The following is a 19,575-nucleotide window of genomic DNA, read 5'->3' on the forward strand; positions in this document are numbered from 1 at the left end:
AAACCGAGCAAATATATAATTAACGTTAAGATTAACCAATTTATTTATTGATTAATCTCAAGAAAAAGACTGCAATGATGCAGTCTTATCTTTTTATATGTAAATTTTTATACTAAAATCGATTTTAAAGCGTCATTCATTTGTCTGACAGCATCTGCACTTTTAGCAAATAAGGCTTTTTCAGCATCATTCAGTTTAATGTCAAGAATTTCTTCTACTCCATTTTTACCAATAATACATGGAACACCAATACAGATATCATTTTGACCATATTCTCCTTCAACAAAAACAGAACATGCTATCATTTTCTTTTGGTCATTCAAAATACTGTCTACTAAGAAAGCAACAGAAGCTCCAGGAGCATACCAAGCCGATGTTCCAAGAAGTCCTGTAAGTGTAGCTCCACCAACCATAGTATCTGCAGCTACTTTCTGCAATTCTTCTTCCGATAAAAATTGAGAAACTGGTATTCCATTATAAGAAGCTAATCTTGTCAATGGAATCATAGTTGTATCACCATGCCCACCAATAACCATTGCTGAAATATCATTAGCCGGTTTGTCCAAAGCTAAAGACAAATATGTTCTAAAACGAGAACTGTCTAATGCTCCACCCATCCCTATAATTCTGTTTTTTGGTAATCCCGTAGATTTCAATGCCAAATATGTCATCGTATCCATAGGATTAGAAACCACCACAATAATAGTATCCGGTGAATGTTTCAATACATTTTCAGCAACCGTTTTCACGATTCCTGCATTGATTCCTATTAATTCTTCACGCGTCATTCCTGGTTTTCTTGGAATTCCTGACGTAATTACAACTACATCACTTCCTGCTGTTTTAGAATAATCATTGGTAACGCCTGATACTTTGGTATTAAAACCTGTATTAGTAGCGCATTGCATAATATCTAATGCCTTACCTTCAGCAAAACCTTCTCTAATATCCAATAACACAACTTCGCTCGCAATTCCTCTATAAGAAATCACATCCGCACACGTCGCTCCTACATTTCCTGCTCCTACAATGGTAACTTTCATATTTTAAAGTTTATTCGGTTATTTGTTAATCTTTGTGGTTAATTATTTAATAGACCATTTACTAAGCGTCAATATTTGCGTAAACTGCATTTTTCTCAATAAATTCTCTTCTTGGCGGTACTTCGTCACCCATTAACATAGAGAAAACTCTATCGGCTTCCGCCAAACTGTCAATAGTTACCTGACGCAAAGTTCTGAAATTTGGATCCATTGTAGTTTCCCATAACTGCTCCGCATTCATCTCTCCAAGACCTTTATAACGCTGAATTCCTGCGCTTCCGCCCATTCTTTCATTCGCTTGATCACGTTGAACGTCATTCCAAGCATATTCTTTCTTATTTCCTTTTTTAACTAAATATAAAGGTGGTGCTGCAATATACACGTGACCTTCTTCGATTAATTCTTTCATAAAACGGAAGAAGAACGTTAAGATTAAAGTAGAAATGTGACTACCATCGACATCGGCATCACACATAATAATTACTTTATGATAGCGTAATTTTTCAATATTTAAGGCTTTACTATCTTCAGCAGTTCCTATTGTAACTCCTAGAGCAGTAAATATATTTCTGATCTCTTCATTTTCAAAAACCTTGTGATGCATTGCTTTTTCTACGTTCAAAATCTTACCACGTAAAGGCAAAATAGCTTGAAACGCACGATCACGACCTTGTTTTGCAGTTCCACCTGCAGAATCTCCCTCGACAAGGTATACTTCACATTTTGCCGGATCTTGCTCTGAACAATCTGATAATTTTCCTGGCAATCCACCGCCACCCATCACGGTTTTGCGCTGTACCATTTCACGCGCTTTTTTGGCTGCATGACGCGCTTGCGCTGCAAGAATTACTTTTTGAACAATGATACGGGCATCATTTGGATTTTCTTCCAAATAATTTTCAATCATTTCGCTCACCGCTTGACTTACCGGAGAAACAACTTCTCTGTTACCAAGTTTGGTTTTCGTTTGTCCTTCAAATTGTGGTTCCTGAACTTTCACCGAAATAATAGCCGTCAATCCTTCACGGAAATCGTCTCCTGAAATGTCAAATTTCAGTTTGTCTAACATTCCCGAAGCATCTGCATATTTCTTTAACGATCTTGTAAGACCGGTTCTGAACCCTTGCAAGTGCGTTCCTCCTTCATGTGTATTGATATTGTTTACGTAAGAAAAAATATTTTCCGTGTAACTTGTGTTATAAATTAACGCAACCTCAACCGGAATTTCTCCTTTTTCATGATCCATAGAAATTACGTGTGCAATAATTGGCTCACGGTTTCCATCTAAGTAACGGATGTATTCTTTTAAACCTTCATCAGAATGAAATACTTCCGAAACAAAATTCCCATCTTTATCCTTTTCTCTTTTATCTGTAAAAGTGATCGTGATTCCTTTATTTAGAAACGACAATTCACGCATACGAGCGGATAAAGTATCATACGAATACTCTATTGTTTGCGTAAATATGCTTGGATCCGGATAAAAAGTAACGATTGTTCCTCTTTTTGTCGTTTCACCAATTTGTTTAACTGGATATAAAGCTTTTCCTTTTTCGTATTCTTGTTCGTATATTTTACCATCACTACTGTGAACGGTAGCTCTCAAATGGTTTGACAATGCATTTACAACAGAAACCCCAACACCGTGAAGTCCTCCGGAAACTTTATAGGAATCTTTATCAAACTTTCCTCCGGCACCAATTTTAGTCATTACAACCTCCAATGCAGAAACACCTTCTTTTTTATGAATACCTACCGGAATACCACGTCCATTATCCTCAACCGAAACGGATCCATCTTCATTAATATCAACTATTATGGTATCACAATGGCCTCCCATTGCCTCATCGATAGAGTTATCTACAACCTCATACACTAAATGATGTAGTCCTCGAACACCCACATCTCCAATATACATCGAAGGACGCATTCTTACGTGCTCCATTCCTTCTAATGCCTGAATACTATCTGCTGAATAACTGTCCTTCTTGATTTCTTCGCTCATATATATTTTATTGTAAAAAATGTAATTTTTGTATAACACGCAAATATATAAAAACGCAAATTAGATAACCGTTAAAATCCCTTTTTAAGCCCTTAAGTTATTAACATTTGTTCATATAATTACAAAAAAAAAGCTCTCGAAATTGAGAGCGTTCTTCATTTATAAAAAATTCAAATTTTTGTTTCAAACCACAACTCCTGTTTTGGCAATTCCAATATCTGCCCGAACGTGAGCTGCATTGGCTCTTCCGCTTGGATCTAGGTTTTCTTGCCATTTTGGAATCCATTTCCTAACTGTTTGCGCGGCACTTATTTGCGGATAATATTTATTAAATATTGACCTATAAAAGTAGGCTTCTTTAGTGGTTGGTGAGTTATAAGGAAATTCGGCTGCAGCTCCGGCTAATTGCTCGTCCGTAACTTGCGTTGCACAATATTCAATCAATTGATCGATCCAATTGTATCCTACTCCATCCGAAAACTGTTCTTTTTGTCTCCATAAAACTTCTTCTGGAAGATAGGGATTATCCGGAGTATCAAACGCTTTTCTTAGAATGTATTTTTCTTTTCCATCATACGTTTTAGGCATCTTTTCTTCTGCTTTGATGCGAATTGACACATCTAAGAACGCTTTATCCAAAAACGGAACTCTAGTCTCTAAACCATGCGCCATCGTTGATTTATCCGCTCTTAACAAATCAGCCGTAAATAATTTCTGTACTCTTTCAATGGTTTCCTTTTGAAAATCCTCTGCCGAAGGCGCATTTCTAAAATACAAATATCCACCAAAAATTTCATCAGCTCCTTCACCTGAAAGCACCACTTTTACACCCAAATCCGTAATCGCTTTCGACAAGAAATACATTGGTGTACTTGCTCGTACCGAAGTCACGTCATACGTTTCTAAATGCCAAATTAGTTTCTCTAAAATTTCAATTCCTTCTTCGACAGTAAAGTGAATTTCATGATGCTCTGTGCCTAAATACTCAGCAACTTTTCTGGCTGCCGCAGCATCTGGCGCATCAGCGTTCAAACCAATTGAAAATGATTGTAATTTTTTGCCGCTTTCTGCCAATAATCGCGAAGCAATTGCTGAAGTCAACGAAGAGTCTAATCCTCCAGAAAGCAACACACCAATAGGCACATCGCTCATTAATCTTTTACGAGTCGCTTCGGTCAAGGTTTCTCTGATTAATTCCAAATCTAATTCTTGGTCGGCTTTTAAATAATCTTCATATTCCGGTTTGTAATATTTTACAAAACCTGTTTTTGCCGTATAATAATGTCCCGGAGGAAAAGTAGAAAATGTTTTACATTGATCTGCGATAGGTTTCATTTCGGAGGAGAAATAGATTCGCCCCCTTTCGTCCAAACCATAATACAAAGGCTTCACTCCCATTGGGTCTCTACCGGCAATAAAATCATCACCATCCACCACCACAAAAGCCCAGTCTCCGTCCAGCATATTGCAAAAATCGTATCCAAACTCCTCGTACAAATGCACAATAACCTCTGAATCTGATTTTGTTCTAAAAGTATGATCTTTCAAAAAACCATCTCTTAATTCCTGATGATTGTATATTTCGCCATTATGAACCATATAGGCGGTTTTTGTACCTTGTATCGGTTGTTTCCCGGAATGCAAATCGATTATCGATAGCCTTTCATGACTTAGAATATGCCCTTTTTCAGTAACATGCAAATCGCTTTCATCCGGGCCACGATGCGTCATTCTTTTTGAAAGTTCTCCAAACAATTGCTCCTCTTTTCCTCTTCCGATAATTGCTAATATTCCGCACATAACGCTGTATTTTTATTTTTTATCCAATTCTAACTCGACAAATATGCAATAGGAGTTACAAATACAAAACATAATCAGTTTATTTAGTTACTATTTAAAACAAAAAAATGAATTTTATCTTAAAAATGTAATTCAAATACCAATAATTAAAATATTCTATTACAACTGAAAATTATTGCTACATTATAAAATAAACAGCATTAATTTTAAACATATAAGTCATGTAAGTCTAAAAAAGTCAGTTTCTTAAATCGTGATTAAAAGGAAAAATAAGTTAAAAAAGTTTTTTGCAAGGCTATGTCACTTACTTAAATGAACTTTTAGTTTGATTTTATTCAAATTAAAAACTTATATGACTCATCTGTTTTAACAATGTATTATACAAAATGCTGTTATTTGAAGAATTAATCGTAAATTATAAAAGGCTGACAATTCAATTATTTTACTTTCTTCCCTTTTAAATAGGTGTTGGTAGGTTTCATTTTCACTATTTTATTTTCTTCCACTTTCATTAAATCCTGGTCGTACATTACAAAATCAGCCCATTTCCCTACTTCCAGACTTCCTTTTTCTTTTTCTTCGAAATTAGAAAAAGCAGCCCAAATGGTCATTCCTCTTAAAGTTTCGGCTCTGGTCAACGCATTTTCCATTTGGAAACCACCTTTTGGATATTCCTTACTGTCTTTTCTCGCAACGGCAGCATGAAAAGTCAGCATAGGATTCACTTCCTCCACAGGGAAATCAGTTCCAAGAGCTACCATTCCTGCTTTTTGAAGTAATTTTTTATAAGCATAGGCATTTTTAAGCCTTTCTTTCCCCAATCTGTCTTCAGCCCAATACATATCGGATGTAGCGTGCGTAGGTTGAACTGAAGGAATAATTCCAAATTTAAAATAATCAAAATCTTGTTCACGCAAAACTTGTGCGTGCTCTATTTTCCATCTTCTGTCTTTGGTTCCAGCCAAAACATCTCCGTAAATTTTCAAAATCACTGTATTTGCGGAATCCCCAATAGCATGCGTATTCAACTGAAATTTTGAAGCCGCAATTTGTTTTGCAACATCGTTTAACCCTGAAATTGGCGCCAACAAAGCACCATATTGGCCCGGCTTGTCAGAATACGGTTTGTGCATACAAGCACCACGAGAACCTAAAGCGCCATCACCGTACATTTTAAAGGATCTTACATTTAGATTATCCGTTTTGTAAATTCCTTTTTTTAGATATAAATCAATATTTTTCTGATTTGCGGTAATCATTGCATACACATTAAGCTTCATCACTTTTGCTTTTTGCAAACTATCCATCAAATGAATAATGTCTGGATCTAATCCTGCATCATTTACGGTTGTCAATCCATAATCAAACATCACTTTTTCAGCATCCAATAAAGCGGCAATTTGTATTTTACGCGTTGGTTTTGGAATTATCTTAAACACTAATTCCATCGGATTATCTACTAAAATCCCAGTTGGTTCCCCGTTTGCAATTTCAATTTGACCACCATCTGCTTTCGTATCTTTCGTGATTCCTGCTAATTTCAACGCTTTACTATTAACGATAATTGCATGCCCGTCAACTCTATTCAATACAACAGGAATATCAGGAAATGCGGCGTCTAAATCGGTTTTTGTAGGATACTTTTTTACTTTCCAATCGTTTTGATCCCAACCATTACCCACAATAAACGTTGGATTTTTATCTTTTTGAAAAGCCTTTAAACGAGTTATTATTTCGTCCATACTTTTGGTACCGCGTAAATCAGCTTCTTGCAAACTTAAACCATAGCTGTAGAAATGGCAATGCGCGTCAATTAATCCCGGATAAATGAATTTTCCTTTCGCATCTATTGTATTCTTGGATTCATATTTTTTTGAAATTTCGCCACTTGTGCCAATAGCCACAATTTTCCCCTTATCAATTGCCATAGCCGAAGCCGTTCCAAAAGAGTTATCTACCGAGTAAATAGTAGCATCGGTAATAATAGTATCAACGGTAACTTTACTTTTTTGATCACAGGAAACCAACAAAAACAAAGCAAGAAATAAAGTAATAGATCTCATAATAAACATTTTAGTTATGCTAATATAAAAAAACTGTACCGAATTATTTTAAACAAACAGAATTAAAAGGAAATTAAATTCTTAACTCGATTGTTTCTATCATTTCCATAAAAAAAACGCTCTCGAAAAGGAGAGCGTTTGTGTATTTGTAAAATCTTAATTAATTGTATTTATGCTTTGTCATATGCATCATCATGCACACTAGCTACTGCTCTTCCGGATGGATCATTCATGTTCTTGAATGCTTCATCCCATTCCAAGGCAATTTTTGTACTACACGCAACGCTTGCTTCTTGCGGAACACATAAAGCTGCTGCATCGCTCGGAAAATGCTCATGAAAAATAGAACGATAATAATATTCCTCTTTTGAAGTTGGCGTTTGCAGAGGGAACTTGTATTTAGCATTTGCTAATTGTTCATCCGAAATTTCAACCGCTACGACTTCTTTCAATGTATCAATCCAACCGTATCCTACACCATCACTAAATTGCTCTTTTTGTCTCCAAGCTACGCTTGGCGGCAACATATCTTCAAAAGCTTTACGAACGACCCATTTTTCCATTGGATGTTCTGCATTGATCATTTTATCTTGTGGATTAACTCGCATCGCCACATCCATAAATTCTTTGTCTAAAAACGGTACACGACCTTCAATTCCCCACGCTGCTAAACTTTTGTTGGCACGCAAACAGTCATACATGTGCAATTTACCTAATTTACGTACGTTTTCTTCATGAAATTCTCTTGCGTTTGGCGCTTTGTGGAAATACAAATATCCTCCAAAAAGTTCATCTGCTCCTTCACCCGACAATACCATTTTGATACCCATTGATTTGATAACTCTCGCCATTAACCACATAGGCGTTGATGCTCTAATCGTAGTCACATCATACGTTTCTAAGTTATATATTACGTCCTTAACCGCATCCAAACCTTCTTGGATAGTGAATTTAATTTCGTGGTGAATCGTTCCTATATGATCCGCCACAATTTGAGCCGCTGCTAAATCCGGAGAACCTTCCAATCCTACTGAGAAAGAGTGCAATTGTGGGTACCAAGCATCAGCAACATCTCCAGATTCAATACGTTTTTGTGCATATTTTTTGGCTACAGCCGAAGTAATAGAAGAATCTAATCCTCCAGAAAGTAATACTCCATAAGGCACGTCACTCATCAATTGTCTGTGAACCGCTGCTTCTAAAGCGACTTTAATTTCGTCAATGCTGGTTACGTTGTCTTTTACGGCATCATAATCAACCCATTCTCTTTTATACCATTGTACAAATTCGCCGTCTTTGCTGGTCATATAATGTCCTGGAGGAAACAATTGGATTTTTGTACAATAGCCTTCTAATGCTTTCAATTCCGAAGCCACATAAAAAGTTCCGTGTTCATCCCAACCTATGTATAATGGAATAATTCCCATGTGATCACGAGCAACAAAATATTCGTCTTTTTCTACATCATAAATAGCAAATCCAAAAATTCCGTTCATTTCATCTATAAAATGAGGCCCTTTTTCTTTGTAAAGTGCTAGAATTACTTCGCAGTCACTTTCTGTTTGGAAGTTGTATTTTCCTTCAAATTGTTTACGCAATTCTCTGTGGTTATAGATTTCACCATTTGCAGCTAAAACAAGTTGTTTATCTTCACTGAACAACGGTTGTTTCCCTGAAGCCGGATCAACAATTGCCAAACGTTCGTGAGACAAAATTGCTTTTTCATTACTAAAAATTCCACTCCAGTCCGGTCCACGATGACGGATAATTTTAGACATTTCTAATACTTGCGGTCTTAAAACTTCCGCTTTTTGTTTTAGGTCAAAGGCACATACTATTCCACACATAACTATATATTTTAAATGTTTTGTTTATTTTGATAAGGCAAAGATGGAGTTATAGTTCTAATTGAAAAACACAAATGCTGTTTTCAGTTATAAATTATAACCAAAAAATAGCATTTATGTTTAAAATGTAATTAAAAGAGAATAAAAAAGGAATCGAAGTTGAGAATTGTAAAATGCGACACAGATGAGACGGATGCAACCATCACAGATTATTAGGGATTTTTATTCAATAGTCTCCACCAAATACTTCGTACCGTTAATCTCAAAAGTAAAACCTTCTTGATTTCCCATAAGTTTATTTCCCAAAGGCGATTGTGGTGATAATGCAATAATATTGATTCCCTCGACATTGATCTTAGGAAGCGCCACACTCAGATACAAATAGATTCCGTTCGCTTTTACCAAGCTCCCTACAATAATCGTTTCAGCAATTGTAGTAGCGTCAATTTTATCCAAAACTGTTTTTTGATCCAATAGTTCTCTCAATTTACGATTGAGTTTTTCCTGCTCAATGTGCATCATTGATAAAGCGGTTTCATGTTTGTCTCCGGCAGAACCTTTGGCATCGTTCTTAGAATCCTCCGTAAGCGCCACAATCATGTCTTTGAAAACATCGATTCGATCCTGAACTAATTGTAAATAATGGGTATGTATTTTTTGTTTGAAAGTCATAATCTAAAGTTTAACCACAAAGTTCACAAAGAAAGCACAATGTTCACGAAGTTTTTTTAGTATATTTTCTGTATTTAGAAAAAGTTTAATCACAAAGAGAACAAAAGGTTGACTTACAATTTTTAATTATATTTTCTGTGATCTTTGTGCTTTCTTTGTGAACTTTGTGGTTAAGTAAAAATTAAAAATCAAATTTATAGTTTGCTCCTAAAATCACCTGAAAACCTTGAACTGGATAATTCAACCATTTTTGATAGGCATTATTAGTGATATTATTAGCTCTGACGAAAGCCGTCAATCGGTCACTGTATTTGTAGCCTACATTTGCATTGACATCAAAATAGGATTTCAAAGTCACAGGAGCAGCATTAGCCGCAAAGGCCGTATTCATCTGAAAATCTTTTCGCTCGCCTACATAAAACACATTTGCACCAGCAAACCATTTCTCTGTTATATTGAAATCAAGATTTGAATTTATTTTTATTGCTGGCATATTCCATGCTTCTTGCTGAAAATCATTAGTGAAACTGCTGAATGTTCCGTTGATTCCAAAAGTTACATCCTCAGAAAAATCAGCTTTAAGTTCTCCATAAAAACTTAATGTTTTCATATCATCGTACACCATTTGAAAGGAATTTCCAAAAGCATAATCTTCATTACCTGTATTTTCATTATAGTCATTGCTTCTAAACAAGGCTTTATTTCTTTCATTCACATACGAAGCTTTCACATTATAACTCACATTATTTGTCAATTTCCCTTTTAATCCGGCAAAAACATCATACTGCTGATCTGTTGGAGTTATGCTCAAAGTCGGAGATAAAAACGGATTTTCGTCTACAAAATCCTGATATGAATTTTGTTTTAAATTTCCTTCGGCACCCGCATAGAAAATCATCAAATCGCCAACAACTTTATACGAAGCATTGAATTTTGGATACACATAAAAGGAATTATTGCTGTTTTGATTATCCATACTGTAAAAAACAGCAGCACCAATATTCAATGTCCAATCTTCCTCCTGCATTACAAAACTTGGTGAGATTCCAAAATTTGTAAATCCGTATTTGATGGCTTCAATATTTGTATTTAAATAATTATTATCGAAACTTCCTCCGACATAATCTACCGTTAAATCCGTTTTCACTGCACTTTCCATCACGTCAAATTCAATGGTTGGTTTTGCATAGAATCGATTTTCTGAAGATCCTGAAGCATCTGAAAAATGACTGTATTTAAGACTTGTTTTATTTAAAACACTTTCATTAAAAGCTACATTTCCGCCCAGCGATATCGTTCTATACGTTTGCTGCGGATCAATTCCATTAATCAATATCACTTGATCCTGTGCTGACAAAGTACTGCCAAATTCCGACGGCAATCCGTACCAATTATAAATTTGGTTTTGATATCCTAAATCCAAATTCCAAGACACGTCTTTTTGATTGGAACCATACATTAAGTCTAAAGAAGTATCATAAAACCGATTTTCTAATGCTACATTTTTGATTCCGCCTTCTGACGAATGATGGCGAAACATTCCACCTACATAATCCGTATTATTTAAATCGTGATTCACGAATAACTCGCCAATAAAGCGTCCGTAATTCCCAACTCCAAAAGTCGCGTAATTTTTAAACAAATGTGCTTGTTTTTCCTTCTCCACTCCTTCTGCTTTTCCTTTAGATGGTGTAAATGTTGACGCTACAGGAAAAGAAAAAATGGAATATTTAATGATTTCTTTTTTGGCATTGCCTTCTTCATCCAGTTCTGGAATTTCTTTGACTTTGAAAGCATCAGAAATTTTTGGCGTATACGGTTTTACAACATTTACCGTTTCGGTTCCAATTTGCTCTTTCTTTTGTGCAAACGAAAATTGTGAGAGTAAAAGAAACAAAATCCCAACTCCAACGCGCCCTGAAGAGAATGGACCGGATATCGTTGTTACCTTATTTGTGAATGATTGTATGTTTAATTGTTTAAATGTCATGTTTTATTTTTTTACTTCTTATTTCTAATGCTTCTAATCTTATTTTTAAACTTCCCACTCGCCTTTTGCAATGAATTGCGTTTTTCCGCCAATATTTATATCAAAATGATTATTCTCTAATTTTCCGTCAAAATAAATTTGAGAAGGTCTGTTTATAAATTCTCCCTGATGATTGATTATTTGAATTTCTTGCACATTATATTTTAACAGAAAAGCCTGCAAACAAGTGCTTGCACTTCCCGTTGCTGCATCTTCAATAAGTTGATTGTTTTCTATACAAAGCATTCTACTGCTTAATTTCGTGTCTTCTAAACAAAAGAAATACAACGCTCTATGACTTGTTTTACAGTTTGCCTGCAACCATTCGTTCATTTTAGTTTTATCCAAAATCAAATTCTCTAAAATTTTTTTATTTTTGACAGGAACAATTACAAACGCGCTTCCTGTGGTTACTTCCTGAATGGGAAATGCATCATCAAAATCAGCACGGCTTAAATTGCTGAAGTTCAAAAAATCTTCTGCCGAAAAAGTATCCAGAAATTCCGGTTGAGCAGCCTGCAGCCAAACCAAATCTCCCGATTGATGCACCGGAATTTCACCTATAGGCACCGATAGTGTAATCTTTTCCGGTTGATGTTTAAAAATCTTATTCATCAAAACCCACGAAGTCCCAATAATTGGATGACCGGCAAACTTCATTTCGTGCTCCGGAGTAAAAATTCTAATTGTTGCCGAATTATTTTCAGCATTTAGCTTGGTTATAAAAGTGCTTTCCGCAAAGTTTATTTCTCGCGCAATTTCTTGCATCTGTTTGTCAGTTAAAGCATCGGCACCTGAGAAAACTGCGAGTTGGTTCCCAGCATATTTTTTCTCTGCAAAAACATCAACGATATAAAAAGATAGACTCATTCAATTTGTTTTTTGACTTTCGATTATTTAAAAATTTACGCTTGATCTAAGTTGTTTTCCAACTTTTAATCCTTGAATTTTATTTTGTAATCGATGAATTTGTTTTAGATTCTTCAGCTTTAATAGCGTTCAATTCTGTTTGTGCATCTGAAACGACATCCGGAAAATCAGTGAAATTCTGAATTACATTTTCTAAAATATAGGTTGCCTGATAACTGTCTTTTAGTCCGTAAAAGTTTTTAGCCATTACCACTAATCCTTTGGCTCCAAAATATTTATATCCGGAATAATTCTTCGCTAATTTTTGAACTGCAGTATTAGAGGCTTCAAATTTTTCGTCTTTATTTTTAAAATAAGCGTCATAATACAAGGCTTCGGCTGCTAATTCTCCTTTGGCAATCGTCATTAATTTTGCGTAGGCAACTTTCGCTTTCGCTTCATCACCGGTTTCAATTGCCGCACGTGCAATTATGATTTGCGCATCACTTTTTACATTATCATCCGTTTTTGGATTCATCAAAACCTTCTCGGCATACATACCTGAATTTGGATAATCTTTCTTATCGTAATACAATTTCATCAAATTAGATTGTGCAAATGTTTTATTCTGTGAAGTATCTGCTTCGTTTTCTAAACGGGTCAAAATTAGAATTGCTTTTTGATCTTCTTTGTTTTTAAGGAAAATTTGAGCCAATCGAGACAATGATTGTTCTGTGAATTCGCTTCTGGATTGTGCAATTACGTATTCGTAATTAGGAATCGATTTGCTCTCTAATCCTTCAGAAAAATACAATTGAGCTAGGTAATAATTAGCTTTCAGAGCGTGAATCCCACGAGGAAATTGGCTTACATAACCACTAAATCCTGCTATTGCCTGTTTTACATTATTTTGTTGAAATTGCTTTTCAGCAGCTTCATAGGTGTCATTATCCAATTCTGCATCCGTTACGGCAACAAAATCCAAAGTACGAACCCAAGTTGCATATTCATCCACTCTGCCATTGTCCACATAAATCAATCGAGCAGTCGCAACCGCTTCTAAAGCCTCCGGAGTTCGAGGGAAATCCGCTGCTACTTTTTTAAATTTCAACAATGCCTGATCATCTTTGTCCGTGTTATAATAAACCAATCCCTGACGCAAAATAGCTCTGGAAGTGAAAGAACCTTTTTTGAATTCCGTATTCAATCGGTCATACGTTTTTACGGCTAGGTCATTTTTATTCTCCGCAACGTATGTATTTGCCAGTTCAAAAAGTGCATCGTCTCTGTATTCTGATTTTGGATACAATTGTAAAAAAGCGTTTAGCTCTTCAATTTTCTTATCGTTTTTAGCTAAAAATCCATAGGAAATAGCTTTTTGGAAATAGGCATAATCCGCATCAACACTTTTAGATTCGATTACTTTCGTGTAGGCCTCCATTGCCGTACCGTATTTTGAAGTCACAAAACGACAATCCGCTAAACGCAAATACGAATCATTCAAACGTACTTTATCACTAGGCGCTTTTTCAATTTGGTTTTGGAAATAATTACCTGCTTGATCGTATTCTTTCAATTTGAAATAAGCGTATGCAATATTGTAATTACTGTTTTTAAATTCCGGTGTTTTAGGAGCTTGGTTGGCACTAACAAATTGCTTGAAACTTGTTACCGCATTTTTAAAATCATTCAAAACATATTCTGTTTCTCCTTGCCAGAACATAGCACGAGCAGTGAAAACAGGATCTTTTTGTTCGCTTAGTGATTTTGTGAACATCTTCAAGGATTCCGAATAATTTCCATCCGTATATAATTCTAAACCTCTATAAAAAAGCACTTTTTGATAGGCTAATTTATTTTCTGGAGATTTATTTTTTTCCAATAAAACTAAGGCTTCTTTATAGTTTTTTGAAGAAATATAAGAATCTATCAGTAATTTTTCAACTTCAGAACGGCTTGCATTATCTGGATATTTTTTCAAAAAAGCTTGTAAAACAGCTGGAACACTTTGATACGAATTACCTAATTCATAACTTAATTTGGCATAATTTAAACTGGCATCTTCTTGAATTGCAGCATCAAAACTCATTTCAGAAGCATTTTTGAAAGCATTCAAAGCTTGTTGTTTTTTATCGGTATTAAGATAACTTTCTCCCAAATGATAATAGGCATTTTGCGCTACGAAATCTTTTCCACCAATGATTTTATTGAACTGAGAAATTGCGTTTTCGTAGTCTTTTTGCTTGTAATACGCATATCCCAATTGGTAAAAATCCGTATTATTCCATTTCCCTTTTTTTCCTTTGTAAGCAACTAAAAATGGAATTGCTTTATCGTACTGTTTCAAATTGAAGTAGCTTTCGCCAATGATTTTATTCAGTTCTGATTTTTCCAAAGGAGTTGATTTAGCCATTGCTTTCTGTCCTAAATCAATCGCTTTTTGGAAATTCCCAAGTTTAAAATTCATATCCGCCTGATAATACGAAAGCTTTTCTTTGTACTTTTCTTCCCCTGAAACTTCATCAAAATACTTTGTTGCCTGTTTGTAATCGTCGCCTTCATACGCCATAAAACCTAAATAATATTTAGCTTGCGAACCATATTCAGCTGAGTTTACCACTTTATTCAAATAAACTGTAGCCTCTTTTTTGTTTTTGGCATTAAAAAAACTGTAGCCTTTTTGGAAATTGAATTTATCTTGATCCTTTCTGTTTAAACTGCTTTCGTCCACTTTATCAAACCATTGTAATGCTTGCGGATAATTCCCTTGATTAAAATGAAAATGTGCTACTTCAATGTATGCCTGATTTTGTTTTACGCTCGTAGGATAATCCGAAACAAATTTTTCCATTAATTCATCCGCATTGGATTGATTGGTTCTAATGGCGCAATTCGCAGCATAATAGGCACAATCTGATTTCAATTCTTCAGTTGCGGCAGTTTCCTTTACTTTATTGAAAATAAGTTGTGCCGATGCATATTGTTCATCTTTAAACAATGAAACCGCTTTATTGAAATCTTTGGAATCGTGAGTATAGATGGTCGATTTCTGTGCTGAAATCGCAGCAGTAATAAGAAAAAATGAGAAGAAATAGCCCCAGGAAAGTTTACGCATTGTGATTTTATTTTAAAAATTCAAATGTATTATATTCTGTCCTCTATAACGAATCACAATTGGCTTTTATTATGAATAATTTTATTACGCTTTAGAATTTAACCATCTTTTCTATAATAAAAGCCAAATCAAACATCAACACTTTCCATTATTTTTAAAAATATTGAAATTCTCCGTAATACAACAGAATTTATTTTGAATAGAACCGTTATCTTATTACTTTTACCCAATAAACAAACGCAAATTATGTCACAATCCGTCCTGTCTTTAAAAAATGTAACGATTTATCAAGAAGCAAAATCTATTCTAACAGAGGTAAACTTGGAAGTAAATCATGGTGAATTCCTTTACATCATTGGAAAAACAGGCTCCGGAAAAAGTAGCTTAATGAAGACTTTATATGCTGATTTACCTCTGACAGAAGGAGAAGGAAACATCGTAGACTTTGACTTGGCAACTTTAAAAGAAGATGACATTCCGTTTTTAAGACGAAAAATTGGAATCGTTTTCCAAGATTTCAAATTACTTCCGGACCGTACTGTAAATGACAATATGTTGTTTGTACTGAAAGCAACTGGCTGGACGGACAACGCAGAAATGCAAAATAAAATTGACGAAGTTTTAGCAAAAGTAGGAATGAGAGATTTTGGCAAAAAAATGCCGCATCAACTTTCCGGAGGAGAACAACAACGTGTGGCCATCGCCAGAGCTTTGCTTAACGATCCGGAATTAATACTTGCTGATGAACCTACAGGAAACTTAGATCCACAAACCAGCGCCGAAGTACTGGAAGTATTGAAGAAAATCAATGCGAACGGCAAAACCATCATTATGGCGACACACGATTATGCATTGCTAATGAAATTCCCTTCGAAAACATTGAAATGTGAAGATTCTAAAATTTTTGAAGTGATTCAGCAGCGAAACGCGTAATGCTTTCGATACTAATTCCGGTTTATAATTACAGTGTTTATCCGCTGATTTCGGAGTTGCAAAAACAATGTTTGGAAATAAACATACAGTTTGAAATTTTGTGCCAAGATGACGCTTCAAATTTATTTAAAATTGAAAACGAAAAAATTAACAGTTTGGAAAATTGTAATTTTTCAATAAACAATTTAAATGTAGGACGAGGAAAAAACATCAACTTTTTAGCCGAAAAATCTAAATATGAATGGCTCCTAATTATGGATTGTGATACTTTTCCAACGCAGAATAATTACATCCAAAAATATATTTCCCAAATAAACGAAGCTGAAAAAGTTGTTTTTGGCGGAATCAAATACCAAAAAGAAAAACCTTCAAACGACCAATTGTTGCGATGGTTTTATGGCAACGCGCGAGAATCAATTTCTGTTGAAAAGCGAAATACCAATCCTAACGGCAGCGCACTGACATCAAATATTATAATCCAAAAAAAGGTTTTTATCTCCAATAAATTTAACGATTCAATCACTAAATACGGCTACGAAGATTTAGTCTTTTTATCTGATTTGAAAAAAAAGGGGATTTTAGTAAAACACATCGATAATCCTACGTATCACTTGGGATTAGAAACTTCCGAACAGTTTTTAGCGAAGACAAAAATCGCTTTAGAAAATCTAAAATCAATTTCAGAAAACAATTCTATATACAATTCCGAAAGCAAGATTTTGAAGGTTTATAACGTATTGAAACAATTGTATTTGACTTCATTTATTTCTACTATATTCAAAAAAACCGAACGGAATTTAGAACACAACTTACTTTCTAAAAACCCATCTTTATTCCTATTTGACATGTACAAATTGGGCTATTATTGCAGTATCGCATCCCGATAATTATTTCGTTACAAGATTTTCGAAAAGGGATTTCCACTGATCCATGATGCATTCTAAATCATAAATTTTGATACTTTCTTGAGCCTTTTTCCCCATTTTTATTCTTAAATTTTCATCTTCAATAAGAAATTCAATTTGTTGAACAAAAGAATCTATATTACCGTTTTCAATGAGAAATCCGTTTTCATTATTTTGAATAATAGCTCTTGGACCGCACGGACAATCGTAAGCAACACAAGGCAAACTCATAGCCATTGCTTCAATAAGTACCATTCCGAATCCCTCGGTTCTAGAAGTCATCACCAGTATTGAGGCTTCTCGATATTTGTCATTAATATTTTTTACAGGGTCAAAAAAAGCAACATTAGTATCAATATTTAAAGTTTTGGAAAGTTTTTGCAATTCTTGATTTTGATTGGATTTCCCGTAAATTTCAAGAGTCCAATCTGGATATTTTTGAATGACTTTTTGCCAAATTTGCAACATTCTGTCCAATCCTTTTTCATAAGAATTACGGCCAACCGCAATCACTTTTTTAGCTTTTAAATCAGAAAAGGTTGTTGGTTCAAACCAAAGTGGATTTGGAATTACAGCTCCGTTTTTCACATTCCATTCTTGTAAACTCGCCTGAGACAACGCCACGTATTGGGTAAAACTATTGGCGAAAAACCCTTTGAAAAATGCTTTAATTTTTGTCGAAAAAAAATATTTTGATGGTTGATTTTCCTCAAGATATTTGGAACCGTGACACTCAAAAATAATTGGTGTATTTGTCTTTAAAATAAAAGGAATTAAATATGCCTTTAAACCATTATCACCAACAATAATAATATCAGGTTGTATATTTTTAATTTTATTTTTTAAACCTTTTGCAAAAGAATTAAAAAACTGTAAAAAGTTACCTTTCAATAGCAAATCGTGATAAATAATATTAGAATTAAAAGAATAAAATAAAGGAAAAAAACCTTCATTTTGAGTTAAAATATGGACTTCATATCCTGATTTTTCTATCCAATAATTCGTTTTCACCGAAAGCACTCTCGCTACACCGCCTTCGCTATTTATGTTGGGAACTATATAAAGAAGTCTCATTTTTTTGATTCCAAAAATGCATCAAAATCCCGAATATAATCGGCTTCTTCAAAAACATCCGAAGCCAAAACTAAGCAAACTGCTCCGGAGGAAAAATTTTGCAATTCTCTCCAAATCCCTGTTGGAATCAGCAAACCCATGTTTGGCTTATTCAGGATAAATGATTTTTTGACTAAACCATCTTGAACAACAACCTCAAAACTGCCGCTTAAAGCGATCAAAAGCTCTTGCTGAACAATGTGAGAATGTCCGCCTCTGTAAGCACTGCTTGGCACATCAAAAAGATAATATACGCGCTTGAATTCAAATGGTAAAAAATCCTTTTGAATGAATGCTAAATTCCCTCTAGTATCTTCAACAACGGGAACTTTTAAGAGTTGTACGCCTATAATGGTTGTTTTCATTTATTGATTTGTAAATAAGCTGATTTTCCTCTGTTCGCACTTTTTAGTGCTGTGTAAACTTGATTTATTTGTATTCTATTATGCTTTAGATCAAAAAAAAGTTTTAAAAAAATTAGTTTTTGATAATGATTATTGGCAACTCTGGTCAAAAATGCGCCCTGAATATAATAGCGTTGTTCAAAATTCAATTTATCATCTGTTGAAACCTCCGGATGTCTTGCGATAACCGTTGGTACGATGATTATATTTTGTTGCTGTTTTTTTAAATCAGACAAAAAAATAGCTTCTTCTCCCATCGAAAAGGAACTTCCAAGACCAAAATCAGTATCGAATTTAGTGTTGAATTGATGAAGTGACTTTGTTCTTAAACTTATTTCAATTGATAAAACACTAAAAATATCCAGATTATTCAGTTGCAATTTTGGTTTCTCAGGATATTTTTTGAACAAAAAACCTTTGGAATCTTCTATTGCTAAACAAATGCTGGTTGCTTCAGGATAATTGTTGTGGGCTTCCAGAATAGTACTTTCAAAATCTTCCTTGAAAACCTCATCGTCATCGGCCAGCAAAATAATTTTTCCATGCGCCTTTTGCAAACCTAAATTCCTACTTTTTGACAATCCTTTTTCAAATGAATTAACAATTCTGACAGAAGGAAAATCTGAAACCAACAGCTTATTTTCAGTCGTTTGATTGACAATTAAAATCGGAAATTCGGAAAAATGACAGAACGGAAACATGGGAATCAAAAAATCCAAAGAATCTCTATTCATCGTAGCCAGTACTATTTCCAGATCTCCTTTTTTAAATTCTTTTGTCAATTTGTTATTATATTT

Annotated in this window: 14 protein-coding genes; 2 read left to right on the top strand and 12 right to left on the bottom strand. The window is 34.6% G+C overall.

What is annotated here, in order from left to right; all coding sequences use genetic code 11:
* Positions 1–107: 107 nt before the first annotated feature.
* From mdh to IWX80_RS01880, 9 genes are all read right to left on the bottom strand, one after another.
* Complete coding sequence (gene mdh / locus IWX80_RS01840; RefSeq protein WP_073353918.1) at positions 108–1,043, bottom strand: malate dehydrogenase; 936 nt, start codon at positions 1,041–1,043, stop codon at positions 108–110.
* 61 nt (positions 1,044–1,104) lie between these two features.
* On the bottom strand, positions 1,105–3,048 hold the full coding sequence (gene gyrB, locus IWX80_RS01845; RefSeq protein WP_196851934.1) for a DNA topoisomerase (ATP-hydrolyzing) subunit B: 1,944 nt from the start codon (positions 3,046–3,048) through the stop codon (positions 1,105–1,107).
* 183 nt (positions 3,049–3,231) lie between these two features.
* Positions 3,232–4,848, bottom strand: a complete 1,617-nt coding sequence (gene asnB / locus IWX80_RS01850; RefSeq protein ID WP_196851935.1) for an asparagine synthase B — start codon at positions 4,846–4,848, stop codon at positions 3,232–3,234.
* 437 nt (positions 4,849–5,285) lie between these two features.
* Positions 5,286–6,911 carry an amidohydrolase gene (locus IWX80_RS01855; protein WP_196851936.1) on the bottom strand — a complete coding sequence of 542 codons (1,626 nt, stop codon included), beginning with the start codon at positions 6,909–6,911 and terminating at the stop codon, positions 5,286–5,288.
* 170 nt (positions 6,912–7,081) lie between these two features.
* Entirely contained in the window at positions 7,082–8,758 is a 1,677-nt protein-coding gene (gene asnB / locus IWX80_RS01860; protein ID WP_196851937.1) for an asparagine synthase B, read from the bottom strand.
* 222 nt (positions 8,759–8,980) lie between these two features.
* The gene (locus IWX80_RS01865) at positions 8,981–9,430 is read right to left on the bottom strand and encodes a hypothetical protein (protein ID WP_196851938.1); all 450 of its coding nucleotides are present in this window, start codon (positions 9,428–9,430) and stop codon (positions 8,981–8,983) included.
* Between the two features lie 181 nt (positions 9,431–9,611).
* Positions 9,612–11,420, bottom strand: a complete 1,809-nt coding sequence (locus IWX80_RS01870) for a TonB-dependent receptor (RefSeq protein WP_196851939.1) — start codon at positions 11,418–11,420, stop codon at positions 9,612–9,614.
* A gap of 45 nt (positions 11,421–11,465) precedes the next feature.
* Positions 11,466–12,329, bottom strand: a complete 864-nt coding sequence (locus IWX80_RS01875) for a PhzF family phenazine biosynthesis protein (RefSeq protein ID WP_196851940.1) — start codon at positions 12,327–12,329, stop codon at positions 11,466–11,468.
* Between the two features lie 79 nt (positions 12,330–12,408).
* Positions 12,409–15,423 carry a tetratricopeptide repeat protein gene (locus IWX80_RS01880; RefSeq protein WP_196851941.1) on the bottom strand — a complete coding sequence of 1,005 codons (3,015 nt, stop codon included), beginning with the start codon at positions 15,421–15,423 and terminating at the stop codon, positions 12,409–12,411.
* 246 nt (positions 15,424–15,669) lie between these two features.
* On the opposite strand from IWX80_RS01880, the gene IWX80_RS01885 reads away from it, so the two are divergent.
* Both IWX80_RS01885 and IWX80_RS01890 read left to right on the top strand, forming a co-directional pair.
* On the top strand, positions 15,670–16,356 hold the full coding sequence (locus IWX80_RS01885) for a cell division ATP-binding protein FtsE (protein ID WP_113633550.1): 687 nt from the start codon (positions 15,670–15,672) through the stop codon (positions 16,354–16,356).
* Entirely contained in the window at positions 16,356–17,243 is an 888-nt protein-coding gene (locus tag IWX80_RS01890) for a glycosyltransferase family 2 protein (protein WP_196851942.1), read from the top strand. Before IWX80_RS01885 ends, IWX80_RS01890 begins: the two co-directional genes overlap by 1 nt.
* Here the strand turns inward: IWX80_RS01890 and IWX80_RS01895 are convergent, their stop codons facing one another.
* From IWX80_RS01895 to IWX80_RS01905, 3 genes are read right to left on the bottom strand one after another with little or no spacing between them, the layout of a single operon-like run.
* Positions 17,244–18,335 carry a glycosyltransferase family 4 protein gene (locus IWX80_RS01895; RefSeq protein WP_196851943.1) on the bottom strand — a complete coding sequence of 364 codons (1,092 nt, stop codon included), beginning with the start codon at positions 18,333–18,335 and terminating at the stop codon, positions 17,244–17,246. It abuts the gene before it with no gap.
* Positions 18,332–18,739, bottom strand: a complete 408-nt coding sequence (locus IWX80_RS01900; RefSeq protein WP_196851944.1) for a sugar 3,4-ketoisomerase — start codon at positions 18,737–18,739, stop codon at positions 18,332–18,334. The genes IWX80_RS01895 and IWX80_RS01900 overlap by 4 nt, the downstream gene beginning before the upstream one ends.
* Entirely contained in the window at positions 18,736–19,560 is an 825-nt protein-coding gene (locus tag IWX80_RS01905; protein ID WP_196851945.1) for a glycosyltransferase family 2 protein, read from the bottom strand. Before IWX80_RS01905 ends, IWX80_RS01900 begins: the two co-directional genes overlap by 4 nt.
* Positions 19,561–19,575: the final 15 nt, after the last annotated feature.

Source organism: Flavobacterium sp. CAN_S2 (assembly GCF_015752255.1).
Classification (GTDB): Bacteria; Bacteroidota; Bacteroidia; order Flavobacteriales; family Flavobacteriaceae; genus Flavobacterium.